Origin of the sequence: Microbacterium sp. SORGH_AS_0454 (genome assembly GCF_031453395.1) — a bacterium.
GTDB lineage: Bacteria > Actinomycetota > Actinomycetes > Actinomycetales > Microbacteriaceae > Microbacterium.
This window is the reverse complement of sequence record NZ_JAVIYS010000001.1, coordinates 1,623,525-1,645,292: the sequence shown is the minus strand read 5'-3', so window position 1 is coordinate 1,645,292 and position 21,768 is coordinate 1,623,525. Positions and strand designations below refer to the sequence as shown.

Sequence of the window (21,768 nt, the reverse complement as noted above, 5' to 3'; positions counted from 1 at the left end):
TCGCTCCGGCCCGGTCCGCCTCGTGCGGGCCGGGCCGTTTTCCCTCGCAAGACGGCATCCGGCCCGCGCGACCGCCACCCGACCACTCCCGCCCTGCCGCACCCCCGGCATCCGCACCTCGTTCCACCCGGAGAACCACCCATGAGCGACACCGCCACCCGCGTCCTCTCCCTCGAGGACGAACTCCTCGACCTGCTCGGCCCCGCCGCCGTCAGCACCGAACCCCGCGTCCGCGAGCGCGCCAGCGTCGACGGCTCCCCCATGTCGCCGATCATCGCCGCGAAGCTCCCCCTCGGTCTCGCCGATCTCGTCGTCTTCGCCGCCGACGCCGAGCAGATCGCCACGGCCGTCGCCGCGGCATCCCGTCACGGCGTGCCCGTCACCGTGCGCGGCAAGGGAACCGGAAACTACGGTCAGGGCATCCCGATGCAGGGCGGCCTGGTCATCGACACCACGCGGGCGAAGGCAATCGTCGAGGTCGGCGACGGCTTCATCACCGCCGAGGCCGGCACCCCGATGGTCATGCTCGAACAGGCCGCGTGGGCGAGCGGCCAGGCTCTGTGGATGTACCCCTCGACCGCGCAGTCGACCATCGGCGGGTTCCTCTCGGGCGGATCCGGCGGCACCGGCTCGATCGAGCACGGCTCGAACGACCGCGGGTTCGTCGCCGCGCTCGACGTCGTGCACGCCGACGGCAGCGCCGAGATCCACCACGTCGAGGGCGACGCGGCCCAGAAGTACGTGCACAACTACGGCACGGCCGGCGTCATCGTGCGCGCGACCGTCCGCCTCGAGCCGCTGCGCGAGTGGCGGGGCCTCTGGGCGAGCTTCCCCGACTTCGCCGGCACCCTGTCGGTGCTGCAGACCATCGGCAACCTCGAGCCCGCCCCTCGCCTGGTCTCGGGCGACGGCGTCGAGATCTCGGCATCCCTCCCCGCCGACGAGGCGATCCCCGAGGGGCGCTCGAGCCTGCGCGCGATCGTCGACGCATCGCTCATCGACACGGTGACCGCGATCGTCGAGGGTGCGGGGGGCCGCGTCGAGGCGGTGCGCGAGGGGCCGCAGGCCAGCATCCGCCTGTCGATGTTGAGCTACAACCACCCGATCGAGTGGTACCAGAAGAGCCAGCCGCACGAGGTGTTCCACCTCGAGGTCGCGGGGATGCCGCTGAGCGAAGACATCGAGGCGGTCGAGGCCGTGTTCCCCGGCGCGCACCTGCACATCGAGTCGACGAAGCAGCACCCGATCGGCATGCTCGCCGCGCCGTACGTGAGCGAGGAAGACGTCTACCGCGGCATCGCCGCGCTCAACGGGATCGGGGTGGGCGTGCACAACCCCCACCAGTGGAACGTCGACTTCAACGTCGAGCAGACCGTCGAGACCGCGCGCGCCACCGACCCGCACGGCCTGCTGAATCCCGGCAAGCTCAACCCGGAGTACACCGGCGCACGCAAGGGAGCGATCCGTTGAGCCGGCTGCTCGCCGAGCTCAGCGGTCCCGCCGCTGCCGAGGCCCTCACCGAGAAGTCGATCATCGTGCTGCCCACCGGCGCGATCGAGCACCACGGACCGCACCTGCCCCTGGCGACGGATGCCATCGTCGCCGAGGCCTCGGCGACGGCCGCCGTCGCGCGGGCGGCGGCCCTGGGCCTGGACGTCTGGCAGTTGCCGACCCTGTCGATCACGAAGTCGGACGAGCACTCGTGGGCTCCCGGCACCCTGTGGCTGACGCCCGAGACGATGATGCAGACCATCGTCGACATCGGCCGGTCGCTGCTGACGACCCGCGCCCGCACCCTGGTGTTCCTCAACGGCCACGGCGGAAACGTCGCCCTGCTGAACGTCGCCAATCGCGAGCTCCGCCGCCGCTTCGGACTGCGGACGTTCTTCATGCCGGCCGCGCGGGTGCCCTCGTTCACCGGCGCCGACGGGGGACCGAACGAGCACGGCACGGGCATCCACGCCGGGCACGGCGAGACGAGCATGATCATGCACCTGCGTCCCGAGCTCGTCGACGCGTCGAAATTCGAGGCGACCGTGCCGGCACGCATCGGCGACTTCCGCCACATCGGCTTCAACGGCAAGCCCGTGAGCTTCGGGTGGCTGTCGAACGACTTCGGCCCCACCGGGGTGCTGGGAGATCCGACCGGAGCCAATGCCGCTCATGGCGCTGAACTGTTCGAGGACAGCGTGTCGTTCGTGGTCGAGGCGCTCGAGGAGATCAGCCGATTCGACTACACGGCGTGACACTCACGTCGCGGGATACCCCGGGTTTCGGCGGTGCGCGCGTGAGCGTCGCCGCCGAACCCGCGCGGGGTGTGCGGGCCTACGGCCAGGTGCTGCGCCTGCCCGGGGCGCGGACGTTCGTCGCCGCCGGCATCCTCGCGCGGTTCCCCCGGGCGACGCTGTCGCTCGGGATCATCCTCCTCGTCTCGGCCGCCACCGGCAGTTTCGCCTTGGCCGGGCTCGTCGTCGCACCCCTCGTCGGCGGCATGGCGATCGCCGCGCCCCTGTGGTCGTCGCGCATGGATCGGCACGGCCAGGCCCGCGTCATCCTGGTGTCCCTCGGATGCCTCGTGCTCGCGGCATCCGGATTCCTCTCCCTCGTGCTGACGGGAGCGCCGTTGTGGACGTGGCTCGTCGCCGCATTCGTGACGGGGGCGTCCACGCCCGATCTCACCTCGGCCGTGCGCGCGCGGTGGACCGTGCTCGCACCGGCCTCGCAGCGCACGGCCGCTCTCGCCCTCGAGACGATCGCCGACCAGATGGTGTTCATCGCCGGTCCCCCCGCCATCACGGCGGTCGCCGCGGCCGTCGATCCGGCGGTGGCGATGCTCGGCTCCCTCGGACTCGGAGTGGTCGGCGGGGTGTGGCTCGCCTCTCAGCGCGGCACGCAACCCGCCTCGACGCCGCGCGGAGCTCGGCGTGGCCTCGTGCTTCCGCCCCTCGGGGTGATCCCGGTCGCGATCGCCTGCATCGCCCTGGGCGGGGTCTTCGGCTCCTTCGACGTGAGCCTCGTCGGCTGGGCCGAGCTGAGCGAGCGTCCGTGGCTGGCGGGCCCGGCCTTCAGCGCGCTGGCCGTGGCGATCGCGATCGGCTCGATCATCACGGGAGCGCGGGCCTGGAAGCTCTCACCCGCCGCCCGCTACATCGGCTTCGCGGCGCTGGCTGCGGTGGTCGCGGTGGGTCTTCCGCTCGCGCAGGGCTCCGTGCCCGCGCTGTTCGGCGTGATCATGCTGCTCGGGCTGGCGGTGTCGCCGGTGATGGTCTCCGGCATCCTCGTCGCATCCGCCCGCGCCCCCGAAGGCCGGGTGACCGAGACCCTCGCGTATCCGACGGCCGCGATGTCGCTCGGCGTGCCCATCGGCGGCGTGATCGCGGGAGCGGCCCTGGATGCCACGGGCCCCGCGACGGCCCTGGTGACGATCGCGGTGTCGCTGACGCTCGCCGCGGCGATCGCGGCGGTCGGTGAGGGGCTGCTGCGGGTGGCACAGCGTCGCTGACGCCGCCCCGGCGAGCGGTGCGCCCGCCCCGCGGACCGTCGAGCGGCCACGACGCTGAACGAGCGGAACGCTGAGCGAGTGGAACGCTGGGCGAGCGCGGCGCTGGGCGAGCGCGACGCTGGACAAGCGCGACGCTGGGCGAGCGCGACGCTGGGCGAGCGCGGCGCTGGGCGAGCGCGACGCTGAGCGAGTGGAACGCTGGGCGAGCGCGGCGCTGGGCGAGCGCGACGCTGGGCGCAACCAGCTGGCTGCGCCCAGCTGGTTGAGTGTCCAAGACACCCGGACGACCGCGACATCGCGTCCGGGTGTTTCGGACACTCGACGACGCCGGACACACCGACGGGTGTCCAAGGCAGGCCGTTCCGGGCCGCCCGGGAGCGGCGTGTTCCGGACACTCAACGGCGAAGTGCGGCGCGCAGGTGCCGCAGCGCCGAGACGTGACCGTCGGCGGGGGCAGGTCGAGCGTCGCGTGCGGGAGGGCCGCCTCGAGCGTCGCGAAATCGGCATCCACGACCTGCTCCGGGTCGGACTCGCCTGTCTCGGCGACCCGGCGTGAGCGGAGCGTTGAGTGTCCAGGACACGCCGCGTCAGGCCGGCGCCCCGCGGCGTGTCGTGGACACTCAACCGGGAGTGGGAGCGGGAGAGACCCCGGATGCCGAGTCCCGACGGCCGCGCCCACCCGCGCCGGTGCGGACTACAGGATGACGCCGAACTGCTCGGCCAGAGCGGGGAGATCCTCGTGCAGCACGCGCGACGCCTCTTCGGCGAGCGGGTTCGTCGAGACGCCCCGGTCGTTCACGAGCTTCCCGCCGACGTAGACCTGCTGCAGGTTGCGCAAGCCGCAGGCGAGGACGTAGCTGCGCACGGGGTTCCAGAGCGGTCCGATATCGGGCGTGCGCGGGTCGACGACGACGAAGTCGGCGAACTTGCCCACCTCGAGGCTGCCGACGCGGTCGTCGACGCCCATGATCTCCGCTCCCCCGAGGGTGTGCAGACGAAGGACGCGCTCGGGCATCATCGACAGCGGGTCGTGGGTGCGGGCGCGCTGCATGAACATGCCCATGCGCATGTTCTGCCAGGGGTCGGCCACGTCGGTGCAGGCCTGGTCATCGAGGCCCATGCCGACCTTCATTCCCTGGTCGAGCATCTCGGGCACGTGGGCGATCCCCGACGCCAGACGCCCGTTCGACGCGGGCTGCCACGACATGGATGCGCCGCCGGCGGCGGCATCCGCGATGATCTCGGGCGTGGTCTGGATGAAGTGGCCGAACATCATGCCCGGGCGAAGCGCCCCGGCGTTCTTGTACAGCTGGAACTTCGTCTGCTGGTGCTCGATCGCCTCGTAGGTCTCGAGGAAGTGCGCCTGGTTGGTCACGCCGAAGCGGTCCATGACGGCGACCTCGATCTCGGCGGCGTCGGGCCGGGTCGACCACTGCACCTGACCCATGATCGAGGCGCCGAGCGCGATGTCGGGGTCCATCGCCAGGACGTGATCGAGAGAGGCCTCGAAGCGGGCGAAGATCTCGTCGTCGGTGCCGACGGTGGCATCCAGGGCGATCGAGTCGACGAAGCGGAGCCCGGCATCGTGGCATCCGTCGGCCTGTCGGGTGTGCCAGGCGTGGTCGCGGAGCACCCCGCCGCCGTCGGCGCGCTTGCCGTCGACCATCGGCTCCCACGGCAGCAGGGGGTCGGTGAAGTTGTACGCGGTGGTCACGCCGTTGGCGAGGAAGTCGAGCGAGCCGTGCAGGGTCGCCCAGTAGATCTGGTCGGGCGAGGCGTTGTTCAGCACGCTGAACATCGAGGTGCACCAGCCGTAGAGCGTCTGGTCGACCCCGAGTCCGCGGGAGCCGCTCGTGAAGAGGTGGCTGTGGGAGGACACGAAGCCCGGGGCGACGAACTTGCCGACGACGTCGAGGGTCTCATCGGCCGTCATACCCGGGGCGGGGTCGCCGGCGCCGATCGCGGTGATGCGGCCGCTCTCGACGAGCATGTACCCGCGCTCGATGTAGCCGGGGTCGTCGGTACCCGCGGGGACCGTGATGAGGCGTGCATTCGTGACCAGGAGCGACATGTTGATGACGGTAACAATGCCGTGTTTCCGCGGTGTTCCGGGCGTGGGGCGGGTTGTTTGCGGGGCCAACCGCGGCGTCGAGTGTCCAAGAAACCCGGACGGATTCTCAAGGCGACCGGGTGTTGTGGACACTCAACCGGACGCGACGACACCGTTCGCGGCGCTCGCGTTCGCGGGGCTCGCGTTCGCGTTCCCGTTCGCGTTGTTGAGTGTCCAAGAAACCCGGACGAATTTTCGAGGCCTCCGGGTGTTTTGGACACTCAACGTCGTGGGGCGGGGCCAGGGTCTCCCCGTGCGCGGCACTCGCGTTCGCACTATCGAGTGTCCAAGAAACCCGGACGAATTTTTCAGGCCTCCGGGTGTTTTGGACACTCAACGTCGTGGGGCGGGCGCAGGCGCGGCGCGGGACACGGGCGGGGGCCGGCGCGGGACACGGGCGCGGAGGCTGGGCGGTGAGCGCGGGCGCCGGGACCTCAGGCGAAGGCGCGCCGCACGGCCGGCGCGATCTGCGCCAGCACCTCGTCGCGGGCGGGCGTCGACGGGAACACCAGGAAGAGGTGCGGCACCCCCTCGCGCCGCACGAAGTCGACGGGGACTCCGGATGCCGCGAGCCGGTCGCCGTACTCCTCCGCCTCGTCCGCGAGCGGGTCGACGCTCGCCGCGACGATCACCGCGGGCGCGGAGCCCGTCAGGTCAGAAGCACGCAGCGGTGCCGCTTCCACGGGCACCGCACCGCCGGCATCCGAGAGATACAGCCCCCAGTACCACTGCATCCCCTTCGCGGTCAGCGGCAGGTTCTCGGTGTGGGCGCGATAGCTCGGGCGGGTCGGATCGGGCGCGTCGAGCACCGGGCACAACAGCACCTGACACCGGATGCCGGGAGCCCGGCCCTCCCGCGAGCGCAGCGCGAGAGCCGCGGCGAGGTTGCCGCCCGCGCTGTGTCCGGCGACGCCGAGGAGGGCGGGGTCGACGAGCCCTCCCGCGCCGGTCGCGGCGAAGCGCAGGGCCCGGTCGAGATCGTCGAGCCCGGCCGGAAAGGGGTGCTCGGGCGCCAGACGGTAATCGGCGCTCAACACCTGGGTGCCGGTGGCGAGCGCGAGGGCCCGGCACAGCGCGTCGTTGTTGTCGAGGTTCCCCGCGACCCAGCCGCCGCCGTGGGCGAAGACGAGGGTTCCGCGGTGCCCCGCGCGCGGGGCGGTACAGGCGCAGGGCGAGGCCGTCGGCGTCCAGGTCGATCGACTCGAGCGCCTCGTCGTCGGGCAGGCGGACCCACGACGGGTTCGCGCGCAACTCGGTGACGCGTGCGGCGTCGTCGCCCTCGGCATCCGTCGCTCCCGAGGGGATCGTTCCGGCCCGCGCGGCCAGTCGTTCGAGGTGCGCGCGCACGGCGGAATCGGTGATGGCGGGGTGAACGGGCACGTCTCTCCTGGGGCTCCGGTCGGGTGATGAGCCGAGCGTACGACCCCGGATGCCGACGACCCGACGCGACGGCAGAAGCGTTACGCCGCGGAAACACCGGCGTCTTCGGCCGATGCACCCGCCGGGCGTACCGTGCGGCCAGGGCGACCCGACGCCCACGGGAGGAGCACCATGTCGCAGCGCGTCATCGTCACGGGAGGATCCGGCGGGATCGGCGCCGCGATCGTCGAACGGTTCCTCGGCGACGGCGCCCGGGTCGCGGTGCTCGATCGTCGTGCTCCGTCCGAGGCCACGGCATCCCTCTTCTTCTCCGTCGACCTGCGCGATCCGCTCGACACACGCCGCGCGGTCGGCGAGGCGATCGCGGCTCTCGATGGCGTCGACGTGCTCGTGAACTGCGCGGGGGTGTTCCAGCACGTCTCGCTCCTCGACATCACGGTCGACGACTGGGACCTCGTGCTCGACATCAACGCACGCGCGACGCTGGTGACGATGCAAGCGGTCGCGCCGGTCATGCTCGAGGCGCGCGCCGGCTCGATCGTCAACATCGCCAGCATGGCCGCCAAACAGGGCGGCGGCGGCGAGGGACATTACGCCGCATCGAAGGCCGCGGTCGTCGCGCTGACGCGCGCGGGGGCACAGGAGTGGGGATGCCACGGTGTGCGCGTCAACGCCGTGTGCCCCGGATACGTGCTCACCGACATGGGTGCCGATACCCGATCCGAAGACGACGTGCGCACGTGGAGCGCGAAATCGCCGCTCGGGCGACTGGGCGCGCCCGAGGACGTGGCCGGGGTCACCCACTTCCTCGCGTCGCCCGCGGGCGGCTACCTCACCGGTCAGGCGATCAACGTCACCGGCGGCATGATCATGCATTGAGGCGGGCACGTGGCCGCGCCCGGGCCGGGCGAAACTCCTGAGAACCGTCAGCCGCGCCGGCTCGAGCCGCGGGGAATCGGCGCGCCGCAGCACCCGACCGGCGGAATTTCAGGAGTATGGCCCGCCGCGACCCACGGGAGGGCCCTCACCGCAGCCGCCGTGCCACCTCCGCCATCGCCTCGGCGAACGACTCCTCGGCGCCGTCGCGCCCGCCCGACAGGTTCACGCCGACGACGCCCGGCAGCGCGAGCATCTCTTCGGCGAGGGCGACGGCGAGGGCGATGCCCTCGGCGCGGGGGTCACGCGCGGCGCGCACGCGCTCCAGGAACCCCTCCGGCAGCACCAGGGTGGTGAACGACTCCATCACCTCGGCGGAGGCGTGGTCGACGACCACCGGCACGCACGGGATGAATCGGATGCCGTCTGCGACCTCGTCGATGAACCGGCGCACGGGCTCCGCCCCGCCGGCGTGGTTCACGAAGCAGACATCGGCCCCGGCCCGCGCCTTCTCGCGCAGTCGTGCGGCGCGCCGGTCGACCGGCGGCGCGGCGGGCGAGGCGGCGACCGAGACGACGTGACCTGCGGCACAGGCGAGGGCCGCGGCCTCGGTGGAATCGAGGTCGAAGACGGGGGCGGCGTCGGGGCGGTGCCCGGTGCGGGTGTGGTCACCCGTGACGCAGTGCACTCCCGCCACCCCCTCCACGGCGAGGGCCGCGAGCTCCCCCTCGATCGCGACGCGGTTGCGGTCGCGCATGTTGAGGCCGGTCCACACGCGCAGGCCTCGTCGCTGCAGCAGGTGGGCGCGGTACGCGGGAGGGAACTGCACGCGCGCGCTTCCCGCGTCGCCGGCGAGGACGGCATCCACTTCTCCGGCGAGGACCCCCGCGCACGCGTCGATCGACGAGACGCTGAGGGCCTTCGCGGGCAGATCGGCCACGACCCAGGGTCGGGTGTCCAGGTCGGCGAGAGTCCGCTCGGCCGCTTCCGTGCGAGGCGCGGGCGGAGGGGCGGCCACGCGGTCGATGCCGGACCAGGGCACCGTCCGCCGGGGCAGGAAGACGCACGCGTGCGCGGCGTCGATCTCGCACGAGCCGTCGAAGCCGACCCCGCCGCAGGGGCCGTACTGCATGCGCTTCGGGCACGCGTCGATAAGAGGCAGCAGGGTCATGACCGGAGTGTAGGAAGCGCGTGTTTCGGCGAATGTTCATGGCGGCAACATCGCCGAAACGCGGGCTCCCTACGCTCGGGCCTACCCGCTGCAGCCCTCGGAGGTGGCCATGATCACGGCCGGCACCACGTTCGGTACCGACATCGACGACATCGACTCGCTCGTCGACGATCCGCTGGAGCTCGTCCAGCAGTGGCTCCCGCCCCACGAGGGGGAACTGCGCCCCCTCGCCGCTCTCTCGACCGTCGGGCTCGACGGCATCCCTTCGCTCCGGCACGTCCTGATCAGCGACCGGGATGCCACGGGCGTCTACTTCCACACCGACTCGGCGAGCACGAAGGTCGCCGAGATCGCCGCCAACCCGGTCGCGGCGATGGCCGTGGCGTGGCCCGAGGTCGGCCGCCAGCTCGTCGTGCGCGGAATCGTCGAGCGGGTGAGCGCCGCCGAGGCGGCGGCCGTCTACCGCGAGCGGTCCCGCTACCTGCAGCTGCTCGCGTGGCTCAACACCCACGAGAACGCGCACCTTCCGTCCGAGGCGCGGCACCACCTGTGGGCGGAGTTCTCCGACGCCCACCCCGAGCTCGAGCCGCCGGAGCGGTGGGCGGGATTCCGCCTGCGCCCGGTCACCCTGACGTTCTGGCGCGGCGACCCGATCGGGCAGAGCACGCGCCAGCACTACACGCTCGCCGACGGCCGCTGGTCGGGCCGGATCCTGGCGGGCTGAGATGGACATCACCACCGTCAGCTCGTACCGCGCCGCACGCACGCGCGCCGATCTCGCTCTCGCGCCCGGCGAGGTCGTGCTCGCCGGCGGCACCTGGATCATGAGCGAGCCCCAGCCCGGCACCACCGGCTTCGTCGACCTGACGACCCTCGACTGGCCCGACCTCGAGATCACCGACGAGGGCCTGCGCATCGGTGCGACGTGCACCATCGCGCGGCTTCTCTCGTGGGTCGAGCACGAGGCCCCCACCGCCTGGACCTCCCTCGCTCTCGCGCGCCCCGCCGCAGATGCCCTGCTGGCCTCGTTCAAGATCTGGAACACCGCCACCGTCGGCGGCAACGTCTGCCAGGCGTTCGCGGCCGGAGCCATGATCGCGCTCCTGTCGACCCTGGATGCCACGGCCCTGATCTGGACGCCCGACGGCGGCGAGCGCCGGATCGCCGTGGCGGAGCTCGTCGTCGACAACGCGGCGACCTCCCTCGCGCCCGGCGAGGTCGTGCGCGCCCTTGACATCCCGCTGCATGCGCTCACGGCGCGAGTCGGCCTGCAGAAGATCGCGCTCGCGGAGCTCGGTCGCTCCGGCGCCGTCGTCACGGCCCGCGTCGACCCCGACGGCACCGCGGTGTTCGTCGTGACGGCCGCGGTGCGCCGGCCCCGCGTGCTGCGCTTTCCGCACGTGCCCGGGGCGGGAGAGCTCCGGGATGCCGTGGCCGCCGCGAGCGATTTCTACACCGACCCCCTGGGGAGCGCGGACTGGCGTCGGGGCGTCAGCGTCGTGCTCGCGGAACGACTGCGCGCGCGGTTCGCGCGTGAGCTGCAGGAAGGCGTCGCGTGAGGTTCGAGGTCAACGGCGCCCCGGTCGAGGTCGATCCCCGTCCCGGCCAGAGCGCCCGCACGCTGCTGCGCGAGGCCGGCCACGTCGAGGTGAAGAAGGGCTGCGACGCCGGCGACTGCGGCGCGTGCTCCGTGCTGCTCGACGGGACCCCCACCCACTCGTGCATCATCCCCGCGATGCGGCTCGAGGGCCGCGCGATCACCACCGCCGCGGGCCTCGCCCCCGGCGACGAGCTGCACCCGGTGCAAGAGGCCCTGGCGGCAGGCTTCGGCTTCCAGTGCGGGTTCTGCACGCCGGGCATGAGCGTCACGGCATCCACCCTCACCGCCGACGACCTGCCCGACCTCGACCGCCGCATGAAGGGCAACCTCTGCCGCTGCACCGGGTACCGCCCGATCCGCGAGGCGATCCGGGCGTCGGTACTCGGGCCGGTGCGCGAGACGGGCTCACGACCCCCCGACCCCTCGTGCGGCGCTTCCTGCGACGGCCACGACGAGACCGCGGCATCCGGGCCCTCCCCGGCAGGACGCGTCGGCGCCTCGACCGTTCCCGAGGCCGCGCGGCGCATCGTCCAGGGCCGCGAGCCGTTCACCTTCGACGAGCCCGTGCCCGGCGGTCCGGCGCTCGTGCTGCGTGTCGTGACCTCGCCGCACGCGCACGCCCGCGTGGTCTCGATCGACACCGCGGATGCCCTCGCGGTACCCGGGGTCGTGGCCGTGTTCACCCACGAAGACGTCCCCGCCGTGCGGTACTCGACCGGCCGGCACGAGCACCGCACCGACGACCCCGACGACACGCGCATGCTCGACGACGTCGTGCGGCACGTCGGCCAGCGGGTCGTGGCGGTCGTGGCGGAGACGGCGGAAGCCGCGGATGCCGGATGCCGAGCGATCGCCGTCGAGTACGAGGTGCTGCCCGCGGTCTTCGACCCCGAGCAGGCGCGTCAGCCCGGTGCTCCCCTGCTGCATCCCGAACGCACACCCGACGAGCGCGTGATGGAGGCCGGCCGCAACGTCGTGGCCGGGTTCCACGTGGGCCACGGCGGTGACATCGAGGCCGCCCTGGAGGCCAGCCACACCACCGTGACCGGCGAGTGGCGCTCCTCGCGCGTTACCCACGCGGCCCTCGAGACGCACGGGGCCATCGGCTGGCTCGACGACGAGGGGCGCCTGGTGATCCGCTCGTCGACCCAGGTGCCGTTCCTCGCCCGCGACGAACTCGCGCACGTGTTCGGCCTGGAGCGCGATCGCGTGCGCGTATATGCCACGCGCGTCGGCGGCGGCTTCGGCGGCAAGCAGGAGCTGTTCACCGAAGACCTCACCGCCCTCGCCGTGCTGAAGCTCGGCCGGCCCGTCGCCTACGAGTTCTCGCGCACCGACCAGTTCGTGCGGGCTTCGCTCCGGCACCCGATGCGCGTGAAGACGACGCTCGGAGCGGATGCCGACGGCACCCTCACCGCGATGAAGATCGACGTGCTGAGCGACACCGGGGCCTACGGCAATCACGCGATCGGCGTGCTCTTCCACTCGTGCGCCGAGTCGACGACGCTGTACCGGGTTCCGGTGAAGTGGATCGACGCCGAGGCGGTCTACACGAACAACCCGCCGTCGGGCGCGTTCCGCGGGTACGGACTCGGCCAGGTGGTCTTCGCGGTCGAGTCGGCGATGGACGCCCTCGCGGAAGCGCTCGACATCGACCCCTTCGACCTGCGCCGGATCAACGCCGTCCGCGAGGGCGACTCCCTGCACCCCGACGACGGCGAGGAGCCGCACGAGGAAGACCTCATCTGGGGCAGCTACGGCCTCGACCAGTGCCTCGACCTCGCGCAGAAGGCGCTGCGGCGCGGCAACGGCGCCGAGGCCCCGGCCGGCTGGCTCGTCGGCGAGGGCATGGCCGCCGCGATGATCGCGACCATGGCGCCGCGCGGGCACATCGCCCACACGAGCGCGACCCTGCGCCCCGACGGCACCTACCTGTTGCGCGTCGGCACGGCGGAGTTCGGCAACGGCACCTCGACCGTGCATCGGCAGATCGCCGCGACGGTGCTGGACGCCGCCCCCGAGCGGCTCGAGCTGTGGGCCGCCGACACCGACGCGGTGCGCCACGACACCGGAGCGTTCGCCTCGGCGGGGACGGTGGTCGCCGGCAAGGCGCTGTACGGTGCCTGCCTCGCGCTGAAGCGGCGCATGCTCGCCATCGCCGCCGACCTCACGCGGAGCGACGCCGCGGAGGCCGAGGTCGTGGCATCCGGAATCCGATCCGGAGGCCAGGTCGTCTCGTGGGCGCAGATCGTCGAGGCCGCAGGCGCCGCGGAACTCACCGCGGACGGGGCGGAGTTCGGAGACTTCCGGTCGCTCGCTTTCAACGTGCACGCGGTCCGCGTGGCCGTCGACCCCGAGACGGGGACGGTGAAGGTGCTGCAGTCCATTCAGTCGGCGGACGCCGGGGTCGTCATCAACCCTGCCCAGTGCCGCGGACAGATCGAAGGCGGAGCGGCTCAGGCCCTGGGCGGGGCGCTCTACGAGGAAGTGCTGGTCGAGGACGGTGTGGTGCAGAACCCGGTGTTCCGCACGTACCGCGTGCCGCAGTTCGCCGACGTGCCCGACACCGAGGTGTACTTCGCCGAGACCGACGACACCCTGGGTCCGTTCGGCGCGAAGTCGATGAGCGAGTCGCCGTACAACCCCGTGGGAGCCGCGATCGGCAACGCCGTCTCGCGCGCGCTCGGGCGACGCGGGTACGAGCTGCCGTTCTCGCGCGACCGTGTGTGGAGGCTGGCCGGCGGGGACGCCGCCTAGGCTGACCGTTGTGTACGGCATTCCCGCGGACGAGACGTTCGACTTCTTCGAGGGTCGGCGACTGGATGCCGTGACCTTCGGCCGCTACAAGGTGTCGCTGTTCTTCGACGAAGGGGTGGGCCTCGACGTCGAGGGGCCGCTCGCCGTGACCGTCCCGGGCGACGACGAGAGATCCGTCGAAGACTCCCGCGCTCTCGCGGCGCCGCTGCTCGACCTGCTCGCGCTGACCGTGACGGCGGTGCGGGTCGACGCGCCCTCGAGCCTCGCGTTGACGTTCGAGAACGGCACGATCGTGCGGGCGATCGACGACCTCGGCCCGTACGAGTGCTTCGACGTGCACCACGGCGAGCGCATCTGGATCATGTGATCGCTGGTCGCGTCTGCGGGGTCGCCCCGCCGAGCCCTCCGGTTCCCGGCAAGGGTACGACCCGCCGGCGCGGCTCAGAGGGGCGTCGCCGAGCCCCGCACGACGATGCCACCGGATGCCGGAACCTCGACGTCCAGCACGCTCGGTCGACCGATGTGTCGGCCCTGCCGGACGCTGAATCCGAACGGAGCCGGGAGGCCGACGCGGTCGCGCAGATACGCGCCGAGCGACGCCGCCGCGGAGCCCGTCGCGGGGTCCTCGGTGATGTCGGCCACCGGGAAGAGATTCCTCGCCTCGATCACCACGCCGTCGGCGATCGCAGCGTCGACATGGACGACGATGATCGTGCCCTTCCATCCGCGCTCGTCGAGCAGAGCGCGCACGGGTGCGGGCGCGAACGTGAAGGAATCGAACGTGTGCTGCTCTCGCACCGCGACGACCGGGTGCAGGTTGCCCGCGAACGATTGGGCCAGCGGCATCCGCTCGTCGAGATCCGCGTGCGTGAGCCCGAGAAGACCGAGCAGACGGTCGGCGACGTCGGCTTCGAGGTCGACGACGTACGGCTCGACGCTCGTGAACCCGGCCGTGATGCGCCCGTCCGCGGCGCGCTCGGTCGTCACCTCGACGGACCCGGCTGCGGTGTCGAACACGAAGGGCCCCGGCCCCTCGGCACCGGCGAGCGCGACGGCGGTCGCGACCGTCGCATGCCCGCAGAACGGAACCTCGTCATCGGGCGAGAAGTAGCGCACGGCGACGCGGCGCCCCTCACGGGCGCCGACGAACGCGGTCTCGGGGTGCCCCAGGTCGGCCGCGATCCGCTGCATCTCCGCGTCGCTGAGACCCACGGCATCCAGGACGACACCCGCGGGATTGCCGCCGCCGGGCTCGGCGGCGAAGGCGAGGAGTTCGAGAATGCCAGGGGTGGGGGTCATGACTCGATTCTTCCGCAGGGCGCCCGGTGACCGAGGGGGCCACCCGCGTTCTCATGGCCTGCACCGGGCGCCCGCGCGGCATGCGCACGGGCGGGTTACGACAGCGGTCGCGACCGCCCGGGAATCACGCTCGACGCGGAACTCAGCGCGGCTCGGCCCCCAGGTGCAGCACGGCCTCGGGGCGCTGTGCACCTCGCGGGCCGTCCGGCGGAACGCGCGACGACCCATGATGGCGTCGAGCTCGCGCGAGATCTCGTCCCACGCGTGATCGCGCGAGTCGTCGAACTCCCCGCGCAGGTCGAGAGAGAAGTGCGCCTCAACCGGGACGACGTTGACGGCTCCCGGGAAAGCCTCGAGCTGGCCGACCGACTCCATCGCGGAAAGACGAGCAGCCGGCCAAAAGCTCGGCGGACGCACCCGATGCGTCACCGACAGCCAGATCCGCAACGCTCTGCACCTGATCGACGAAGGCCAGCCCGCCGCGCAAGTCTCCATAGCACTAGGCATGTCCCGAGCCACGGTCTACCGACGATCGCGTGCTCTCAACTAAGCGCCCCCTCACATAAGCAACCCCAAGTGAGATCCGTTTCGCACACCCCACCTGAGATGCCGTCAGCCGCCAGCTGACCACGGTCAAGAGGCACAGCGGGACATCTCGTCTAGCGATCCCCATCCGGACAGTTTTGACGTACGTCAGGGCAGCGCCGGGACTGGCGCAGTCAGCGGGATGGAGATTAAGAGACCGGCGATGGACGCCGCCGCGCACACGAGAACCGGGGCCATGAAACCGGAACCATTGCGCTTGCGGGACCACGCTCCCACAGCCACGACAATCGCCAGCACCATGACGTGGGCAACGACAACCGGGGTGATGCCGAGGTCATTCACGAGCGCGTCGGCGTAATCCTGACCCGCTTGGCCGCGGTCTTGCCGCGCGCCCTCTCTGACTAATCCCAACCAGAGCCACGAGGCGAACAACATGACCCCACCAAGCGAGGTGACGACCCACACGGCGGCTCGATGGTCCGCGCCCGCTCCGGAAGGACTCGCGGTCGAGCCCGGCTGGATGGGCAAACCCGGACGCGATGGAAAGTTCGTCACGACGTCGAATCTACGCGAGGCACAAACGATCACTATGGGCACGATGCGACTGGGGCCTTGGAAGGATCCCCATTCGGACCTTTCGCGCCGGTGCGCCCCGGTGCGACGCCAATCGTCATAACGAGCCGTGTATAGGTGTTCGTTCGAGGCGGAGGCGACTGCTTACGAAACCTTCTTCCTGGTAGAGCCTCAGTGCGTGATCGTTCGACTCGACGGTGAATCTGGATATCGCCCGGCGTTGCCCCTCCGCGAGCAAGACCCGCACCAGACCTCGTCCGATGCCGGCGCGACGGTACGCGGGTCGCACGTACACACTTTGGATGTCGCCCGCAGCGCGGTCGAAGTGGGATGGGTTGGGAACGCGTTCATGAATGAGCAACCAAGCTGCCCCAATGAGCTGGCCGTCGACCTCAGCGACAGCACACGCGCTCCGAGACTCCGCCTCCTGCCACCAGCGTGCGAAGCGCCGGGCGAAGTTAGCCCGCTCATCCTCCGCCGGGCTCATTCCGGGCTGATCCCATTCGAACCTCAAGTCGGTCAGTGATTCAACGTCAGAGAAGCTAGCAAGGCGCAACTGGGCGGGCCGGCTCGATTCATCGCTCATGGCTCGACGTTAGAGCCAGCTCGTTGACGGTCGCGTGAACCGATCCCTATCCGGACTCTTGCGCCCAGGGCTCATACTCGACGGACGCCGAGTGCCGGCAACGAAGGGCATCACAGGGAGGCAGTGAGGAAGGTGCGCAGCGCTAAGCTCCATTGCTCGAAGATGTCTAGATGCGCGTCGTGTGAGCCGCCGGTCAGGTCGGCGCGCGTGACGCTCGCGCCGCGACGGACGAACTCCGACTTCTGTTCCTCCGAGAACATGCCGCCATCCGCGTACATAACGAGCGTCGGAGCAGCAACGCTTTCCCACTCACTCCAACGTCGAACTGCCACTTCCCTGACCGTCCGAACCATTACGTCAGCATCGAAGCGCGGATACAGGCCGTCCTCACGCAGTTCGAGATCCGCAACCCACGCCCGGGCTAACGGACCGTCCCCAAGTGCTGCACACGCGTCCTCTTTACTGGCAAACGGCACCTCCCAGGAGCGGAAGTACTCGCCAAGCGCGGCGTGCTCCCCCTCTGAGCCGCCGCCTTCGTTTCCCTCCAGGAGCACGAGACGGCGCACGAGCTGCGGGTGTGCCGCCGCGACAAGCATTGCGGTGTGCGCGCCCATGGACTGGCCGACTAGATCAATCGGTTCGTTCGACTCGGTCTTGATCACGGACGCGGCGTCCTCAACAAACGCGGCGCGAGTTACATCGCTCGGCCTGCGGGTACTAAACCCATGTCCACGTTGGTCGACGAGGATCACCCTGCGTGGAGCGAGCGCATATGCAGTCGGGACGAACTCGCGGCTGCTGCCAGCAAGCCCGTGCAGGATGACAACCGCCGGGTCCTCCCCGTCAAAGACTGAGTACGAGATCGTAGAACCGTCCGCCGCTTTCAACGAGCGCCGTGCTTCATCCATGCTGAAACGCTACAAGGGCAGCCGGTAGAGGATTCGCTATCGGACAGGCAGGGCGACTCGGCTACACCTACCCGCAAGGACCACCTATCCGACCGGCCGACGCCTGTCCTGGGTCGACGCATACTCCTCGCTCTCGTCACCGGAGCCGCACGTTCCAACAGCATCGCCACCCGACTACCCCGACCGCTCTTATCGAGCGAGTGACATGTGAGCGAGGATCAATCGGCGGCCTCGGTTGGCTAGAACTCGGTGCCAAGTTATGACAGTCGGTTGGCGTGTGCCTGCGCCTTCGGTGGGCACCGGTTTCGTAAGTAAGGGGTGGGCTGAGTTTCGCTCAGCCTAAGCCTTGATTATCTGATTCGACGGTTTGATGGGCTGCCGCGTTTTGCCGATGGCTGCCCCTGCGGTTCATCGCCGTTGATACTCCTGCTCGGCCTTGGTCGCCGTTTTCAGTTCCCTTGAATGGAACAGGATGAGCGCAACGCGCCGCGGAAACGGCTCACCCTTGAGGAGGGGATGCTCTTTCTGAAGGTGGACCTCGACCAGGGTGGCCGTGACACCAAAAGTGACCACCAGAATGGGGGTGGCCCACAGCGGGCTGGGAGCTGCGGCGGTCAATAGCAGCACGAAAGTCGCGATGACGATGAGTGCACCTACCCAAGCCCGTACGAGATGTGTGTTCGTGAGGGCCGCAGGCCTGGTCAGAGTACGCCGGCCCACGGGGCCGGCGCACCGCTTGTTGTAGACCTACAGACCGGCGAAGAGCGATACCGATGTCGGCTGCCCGGGAATCACGCTCGACGAGGATCTCAGCGCGGCTCGGCCCCCAGGTGCAGCACGGCCTCGGCCAGCGCGCGGATACCCGCGGCCACGTCCTCCCCCGCCACGGCTTCGTCGGGGTGGTGACTGATGCCGTCGGGGTTGCGAAGGAACAGCATGCCGACCTCGGTGATCGCGCCGATCGACATCGCGTCGTGGCCCGCGCGACTGAAGAGGGTCGGTGCTTCGCCGCCGATGCCCGCCCGCACCACGTCCTGCAGCAGGGGTGCGCAGAAGACGGCCGGGGCGCTGTGCACCTCGCGGGCCGTCCAGCGCAGCCCGCGGCGACCCATGATGGCGTCGAGTTCGCGCGCGATCTCGTCCCACGCGTGATCGCGGGAGTCGTCGAACTCCCCGCGCAGGTCGAGAGAGAAGTGCGCCTCGCCCGGGACGACGTTGACGGCTCCGGGGAAGGCCTCGAGCTGGCCTACGGTACCTACGATGTGGTGCTCGCCCCGGCAGATGCGCTCGACCGCGAGAGCGGCCTCGCTCGCACCGAGCAGGGCGTCGCGGCGCATGTCGTAGGGCGTGCCACCGGCGTGACGGGCCTCGCCCTCGACCACGAGCTGGAAGCGCCGCGCCGACGCGATCGACGACACCGCCGCGAGCGCCTGCCCGCTGCGGTGCAGCTCAGGCCCCTGTTCAATATGCGCCTCGAGATACCCGACGAGCTGCTCGGGGCGCCGCGCGGCCTCGTCTACGCGGCCGGGATCGAGCCCGAACTCGCGGAAGGCTTCGCGCAGCGTCGAGCCGTCGGCATCCGTCAACTCCCACCAGGACTCGTCCCACTGCCCGGCCACGGCCGACGACCCCAGCAGGGCCTTGCCGAAGCGCGTGCCCTCCTCGTCGCTGAAGGCGATGACCTCGAGAGCGAAGGGGAAGGGGCTGGACGCCGTCCCCTCGTCATCGACCCGGCGGATCAGCCGCACGACCTCGAGCGCCATCAGCACTCCGACGATGCCGTCGAAGCGTCCGGCGTCCGGGACCGTGTCGAGGTGCGAGCCCATCAGCAGCGCCGGCGCATCGGGAACTCCAACGGGGGCGAGGCGTCCGACCTGGTTGCCCGCCGCGTCCTGGCGCGTGGTCATGCCGAGCTCGCGCATCCACTCCGCGGCGAGGCGGTTCACGCGCGCGTGCTCGGGCGAGAGGTAGACCCGGGTGATCGAGCCGGGGGTCGAGGTGACGCGGGCGAGCTCTTCGCAGCGGCCCATGACGCGGCGCGCGGCCGACGCGATGAGTCCGGGTGCGACCTGCAGGCGGGTGGCGGTGGTCACGCGCGAGCTCCCCGCACAACGACGGACTTCACGACCGAGCCCCCGCGTAGACGCCCTGGGCCGCCTCGACGCCCCCGCCCGCCGGCACCGCCGCACCGTGGCGCCGCAGCACCGTCTCGAGAGCGGCGAGGGTGGTCAGCACGGCGTCGGTGCGGGCGTTGTAGCCCATCGTCCCGATGCGCCAGACACGGCCGTGCAACGGACCGAACGAGGTGCCGATCTCGATGCCGAAGTCACTGAGCAGCTCGCTGCGCACGGCGTCGCCGACCACGGCATCCGGGATCTCCACCGCCACCACGTTGGTCATCTTGTGGGCCACGTCGCCGAAGACGGTGAGCCCCAGGCCCTCCACGCCGGCGAGCATCGCGTCGCCGTGCAGCCGGTGACGGGCGATCACGGCATCCCGACCCTCGAGGAGCAGCACGCGGGCGCACTCCCGCGCGCCGTAGAGCATGGTCGTCGCCTCGGTGTGATGGTTGAGGCGGCGCGGCCCCCAGTAGTCGAGGATCATCGCGAGGTCGAAGTAGTTCGAGCGGATGAAATCGGATGCCGAGGCGTCGCCCTCCTCCCGGATCCCGGCCTCGACGCGGGCGCGCGAGCGCACCACTTCGACGGCACGGTCGGACAGGCTCAGCGGCGCCGAACCCGAGGGGCCGCCGAGGCACTTCTGCAGGCCCGCGGTCGCGGCATCCAGGCCCCAGGCGTCCATCTCGAAGGGGTTGCCACCGAGCGAGGCGGTGGCGTCGGTGTAGAACAGAGCGCCGTGGGCGCGGCAGATCTCACCGATCTCGTCGAGCGGCTGGAGCATCGTGGTCGAGGTGTCGCCCTGCACGCACGCGACGAGGTGGGGTTTCACCCGCTCGACGGCCTCGCGGATCGTCGACACCGGGAAGACCTGTCCCCACGGCACCTCGATCGTGTGCACCTCGGCGAGAGCGCGCTCGGCGATCTCGGCGAGGAGGTGGCCGAAACGGCCGAACACGGGCACGAGCACACGATCGCCGGGGCGGATGAGCGAAACCATCGCGGCTTCGATGCCCGCTCGGCTCGTCCCGTCGACGAGCACCGTGGCGTCGTTGTCGGTGGCCCAGACCTGCCGGTACAGCTCTTGCGTCTCGGTCATCGTCGCCGTCATGAACGGGTCGTACTGGCCGACGAGGGGTGCCCCCATCGCGCGCAGCACGCTGGGGTACGCCGAGATCGGGCCGGGGCCCATCAGCAGGCGGGCGGGCGGGTCGATCGGACCGGGGAGGTGGGACATCAGGACTCCGTGGTGCGGGAACGGGTGGTGGGCGAGAGGATCGGATCCGGGCCGCCGGTGGGGCGGTGCGAGACTCCTGAGTTTCTGACCGAAGTGGGGACGAATGCCATCGCCCCCACGGCGCCGGCGAGATTTCTCAGGAGTTCGGCCCGGCCGCGGCACGACAGGGCGGTCACCGACCGGCCCCCGCCCCGGCGGCCTCGGCGAGGCGCCGGGCGAGGCGCACGAGCGCGATGTCGGTACCGGCGCGCGAGACGAGGCAGACCCCGACCGGGGCGCCGTCGACGGTGAGCAGCGGCACCGATATCGCGGGCAGCCCCGCGATCGCCGCGGGAGCCGTCATGCGCAGCGTCGCGGCGCGCACGGCGTCGACGTCGGCGGTGCGCTGCGGCGCGGGACCGGGCACCGTCGGGAAGATCAGCACGGCGGCGTCGACCAGTTCGGTCAGGTGCGCGGCTATCGGTTCGAGATCCTCTCGCGCGGCCGCTTCGTCGGCGGCGGTGATGCGCGAGGCGATGTCGAAACGCTCGGCGACGGCGGGACCCACGGCCCCGGGGTGCGCACGCAGCCACTCGCCGTCGTTGCGCCACGCTTCGGCGCCCTGCACCGTGCGGAACGCGGTGAACGCGGCATCGAGATCTCCGCTCGACACCGCCCGGAAGGTCGGCGGGTCGTCGGATGCCGAAAGCCCGGCGAGCAGACGCGAGAACGCCTCGCGGGTCGAGGGCTCCACGCAGGCGAGGATCTCCTCGGGCACGAGGAAGCGCCACGGGAGGTCTTCGCCGGAGGCGCCCTGGACGTTCTCGGTCGAGAACGAGCCGTCGTAGCTCAGGCACCACTCGGCGACACGGTGGAGGGTCTCGCCGTCGCGCGTCAGCCAGCCGATCGTGTCGAACGACTGCGCGAGCGGGAGCATGCCCTGGCGAGGAACGAGGTCGTGGGTCGTGCGGAGTCCCCACAAACCCTGGTACGACGCGGGAACGCGGATGGAGCCGGCCGTGTCGGTTGCGAGACCGATGTCGGCGTGGCCGACGGCGACGGCGGATGCCGGTCCGCTCGACGAGCCGCCGGGGAGGGCGCCGACCACCGCGCCGTTGGGCGGGGGT

General features: G+C 71.0%; 21 protein-coding genes. 9 read left to right on the top strand and 12 right to left on the bottom strand.

Annotated elements, in window-relative coordinates; all coding sequences use genetic code 11:
* The first annotated feature begins 141 nt into the window (after nt 1-141).
* From QE454_RS07635 to QE454_RS07625, 3 genes are read left to right on the top strand one after another with little or no spacing between them, the layout of a single operon-like run.
* Complete coding sequence (locus QE454_RS07635) at nt 142-1,470, top strand: FAD-binding oxidoreductase (protein ID WP_267789103.1); 1,329 nt, start codon at nt 142-144, stop codon at nt 1,468-1,470.
* Nucleotides 1,467-2,246 (top strand): creatininase family protein, encoded by a 780-nt coding sequence (locus QE454_RS07630; protein WP_307456396.1) that lies wholly within the window; start codon nt 1,467-1,469, stop codon nt 2,244-2,246. Before QE454_RS07635 ends, QE454_RS07630 begins: the two co-directional genes overlap by 4 nt.
* Nucleotides 2,243-3,502, top strand: coding sequence for an MFS transporter (locus QE454_RS07625; RefSeq protein WP_309668576.1), 1,260 nt, complete (start codon nt 2,243-2,245; stop codon nt 3,500-3,502). Before QE454_RS07630 ends, QE454_RS07625 begins: the two co-directional genes overlap by 4 nt.
* A 694-nt stretch (nt 3,503-4,196) precedes the next feature.
* On the opposite strand, the gene QE454_RS07620 is transcribed toward QE454_RS07625, so the two are convergent.
* The gene (locus QE454_RS07620) at nt 4,197-5,573 is read right to left on the bottom strand and encodes an amidohydrolase family protein (RefSeq protein ID WP_307456399.1); all 1,377 of its coding nucleotides are present in this window, start codon (nt 5,571-5,573) and stop codon (nt 4,197-4,199) included.
* Between the two features lie 473 nt (nt 5,574-6,046).
* Nucleotides 6,047-6,898, bottom strand: coding sequence for an alpha/beta hydrolase (locus tag QE454_RS07615; protein ID WP_309668575.1), 852 nt, complete (start codon nt 6,896-6,898; stop codon nt 6,047-6,049).
* Nucleotides 6,899-7,163: 265 nt separating this feature from the next.
* Between QE454_RS07615 and QE454_RS07610 the strand changes: the two genes are divergently transcribed.
* Nucleotides 7,164-7,871 (top strand): SDR family NAD(P)-dependent oxidoreductase, encoded by a 708-nt coding sequence (locus QE454_RS07610; RefSeq protein ID WP_307456405.1) that lies wholly within the window; start codon nt 7,164-7,166, stop codon nt 7,869-7,871.
* Nucleotides 7,872-8,016: 145 nt separating this feature from the next.
* Here the strand turns inward: QE454_RS07610 and QE454_RS07605 are convergent, their stop codons facing one another.
* Nucleotides 8,017-9,039: a methylenetetrahydrofolate reductase C-terminal domain-containing protein gene (locus QE454_RS07605; protein WP_307456408.1), complete on the bottom strand. Its 1,023-nt coding sequence runs from the start codon at nt 9,037-9,039 to the stop codon at nt 8,017-8,019.
* Between the two features lie 109 nt (nt 9,040-9,148).
* Between QE454_RS07605 and QE454_RS07600 the strand changes: the two genes are divergently transcribed.
* Genes QE454_RS07600 through QE454_RS07585 form a run of 4 tightly spaced genes read left to right on the top strand, consistent with a single transcriptional unit; the run spans nt 9,149 to nt 13,763 of the window.
* A complete protein-coding gene (locus QE454_RS07600; protein WP_309668574.1) occupies nt 9,149-9,763 on the top strand; it encodes a pyridoxamine 5'-phosphate oxidase family protein in 615 nt (204 codons plus the stop codon).
* Nucleotide 9,764: 1 nt separating this feature from the next.
* The gene (locus QE454_RS07595; RefSeq protein WP_307456413.1) at nt 9,765-10,598 is read left to right on the top strand and encodes an FAD binding domain-containing protein; all 834 of its coding nucleotides are present in this window, start codon (nt 9,765-9,767) and stop codon (nt 10,596-10,598) included.
* Nucleotides 10,595-13,396 (top strand): molybdopterin-dependent oxidoreductase, encoded by a 2,802-nt coding sequence (locus QE454_RS07590; RefSeq protein ID WP_307456416.1) that lies wholly within the window; start codon nt 10,595-10,597, stop codon nt 13,394-13,396. The genes QE454_RS07595 and QE454_RS07590 overlap by 4 nt, the downstream gene beginning before the upstream one ends.
* 10 nt (nt 13,397-13,406) lie before the next feature.
* Nucleotides 13,407-13,763, top strand: coding sequence for a DUF6188 family protein (locus QE454_RS07585; protein ID WP_307456418.1), 357 nt, complete (start codon nt 13,407-13,409; stop codon nt 13,761-13,763).
* A 74-nt stretch (nt 13,764-13,837) separates the two neighbouring features.
* On the opposite strand, the gene QE454_RS07580 is transcribed toward QE454_RS07585, so the two are convergent.
* Complete coding sequence (locus tag QE454_RS07580; RefSeq protein WP_307456420.1) at nt 13,838-14,695, bottom strand: PhzF family phenazine biosynthesis protein; 858 nt, start codon at nt 14,693-14,695, stop codon at nt 13,838-13,840.
* A gap of 51 nt (nt 14,696-14,746) precedes the next feature.
* Nucleotides 14,747-15,070 (bottom strand): hypothetical protein, encoded by a 324-nt coding sequence (locus QE454_RS07575; RefSeq protein ID WP_307461252.1) that lies wholly within the window; start codon nt 15,068-15,070, stop codon nt 14,747-14,749.
* On the opposite strand from QE454_RS07575, the gene QE454_RS07570 reads away from it, so the two are divergent.
* Complete coding sequence (locus QE454_RS07570; RefSeq protein WP_307456422.1) at nt 15,027-15,245, top strand: helix-turn-helix domain-containing protein; 219 nt, start codon at nt 15,027-15,029, stop codon at nt 15,243-15,245. The two genes, QE454_RS07575 and QE454_RS07570, sit on opposite strands and share 44 nt — an antisense overlap.
* Nucleotides 15,246-15,388: 143 nt before the next feature.
* Here QE454_RS07570 and QE454_RS07565 read toward each other — a convergent pair whose 3' ends face one another.
* The 7 genes from QE454_RS07565 to QE454_RS07535 all read right to left on the bottom strand — a co-directional run bounded on the left by QE454_RS07565 (nt 15,389) and on the right by QE454_RS07535 (nt 21,749).
* The gene (locus QE454_RS07565) at nt 15,389-15,706 is read right to left on the bottom strand and encodes a hypothetical protein (RefSeq protein WP_307456424.1); all 318 of its coding nucleotides are present in this window, start codon (nt 15,704-15,706) and stop codon (nt 15,389-15,391) included.
* Between the two features lie 205 nt (nt 15,707-15,911).
* Nucleotides 15,912-16,400 (bottom strand): GNAT family N-acetyltransferase, encoded by a 489-nt coding sequence (locus QE454_RS07560; RefSeq protein ID WP_307456426.1) that lies wholly within the window; start codon nt 16,398-16,400, stop codon nt 15,912-15,914.
* Nucleotides 16,401-16,510: 110 nt separating this feature from the next.
* Complete coding sequence (locus tag QE454_RS07555; RefSeq protein ID WP_307456429.1) at nt 16,511-17,308, bottom strand: alpha/beta fold hydrolase; 798 nt, start codon at nt 17,306-17,308, stop codon at nt 16,511-16,513.
* A gap of 408 nt (nt 17,309-17,716) precedes the next feature.
* The gene (locus QE454_RS07550; protein WP_307456431.1) at nt 17,717-17,935 is read right to left on the bottom strand and encodes a hypothetical protein; all 219 of its coding nucleotides are present in this window, start codon (nt 17,933-17,935) and stop codon (nt 17,717-17,719) included.
* Between the two features lie 182 nt (nt 17,936-18,117).
* On the bottom strand, nt 18,118-19,401 hold the full coding sequence (locus QE454_RS07545) for an allantoate amidohydrolase (RefSeq protein WP_210072559.1): 1,284 nt from the start codon (nt 19,399-19,401) through the stop codon (nt 18,118-18,120).
* Between the two features lie 28 nt (nt 19,402-19,429).
* Nucleotides 19,430-20,662, bottom strand: a complete 1,233-nt coding sequence (locus QE454_RS07540) for an alanine--glyoxylate aminotransferase family protein (protein ID WP_307456435.1) — start codon at nt 20,660-20,662, stop codon at nt 19,430-19,432.
* Between the two features lie 172 nt (nt 20,663-20,834).
* Complete coding sequence (locus QE454_RS07535) at nt 20,835-21,749, bottom strand: amidase family protein (RefSeq protein WP_309668572.1); 915 nt, start codon at nt 21,747-21,749, stop codon at nt 20,835-20,837.
* Between the last annotated feature and the right edge of the window lie 19 nt (nt 21,750-21,768).

Bases quoted from the DNA above. Each gene is read 5' to 3' on its own strand.
- QE454_RS07615 (WP_309668575.1), bottom strand. From the start codon at position 6,898: ATGCCGAGGGCGACGACGCCGCACGCGTCACCGAGTTGCGCGCGAACC.
- QE454_RS07620 (WP_307456399.1), bottom strand. From the start codon at position 5,573: ATGTCGCTCCTGGTCACGAATGCACGCCTCATCACGGTCCCCGCGGGT.
- QE454_RS07540 (WP_307456435.1), bottom strand. From the start codon at position 20,662: ATGTCCCACCTCCCCGGTCCGATCGACCCGCCCGCCCGCCTGCTGATG.
- QE454_RS07560 (WP_307456426.1), bottom strand. From the start codon at position 16,400: ATGAGCGATGAATCGAGCCGGCCCGCCCAGTTGCGCCTTGCTAGCTTC.
- QE454_RS07605 (WP_307456408.1), bottom strand. From the start codon at position 9,039: ATGACCCTGCTGCCTCTTATCGACGCGTGCCCGAAGCGCATGCAGTAC.
- QE454_RS07610 (WP_307456405.1), top strand. From the start codon at position 7,164: ATGTCGCAGCGCGTCATCGTCACGGGAGGATCCGGCGGGATCGGCGCC.
- QE454_RS07600 (WP_309668574.1), top strand. From the start codon at position 9,149: ATGATCACGGCCGGCACCACGTTCGGTACCGACATCGACGACATCGAC.
- QE454_RS07580 (WP_307456420.1), bottom strand. From the start codon at position 14,695: ATGACCCCCACCCCTGGCATTCTCGAACTCCTCGCCTTCGCCGCCGAG.
- QE454_RS07635 (WP_267789103.1), top strand. From the start codon at position 142: ATGAGCGACACCGCCACCCGCGTCCTCTCCCTCGAGGACGAACTCCTC.
- QE454_RS07595 (WP_307456413.1), top strand. From the start codon at position 9,765: ATGGACATCACCACCGTCAGCTCGTACCGCGCCGCACGCACGCGCGCC.
- QE454_RS07575 (WP_307461252.1), bottom strand. From the start codon at position 15,070: ATGGAGTCGGTCGGCCAGCTCGAGGCTTTCCCGGGAGCCGTCAACGTC.
- QE454_RS07555 (WP_307456429.1), bottom strand. From the start codon at position 17,308: ATGGATGAAGCACGGCGCTCGTTGAAAGCGGCGGACGGTTCTACGATC.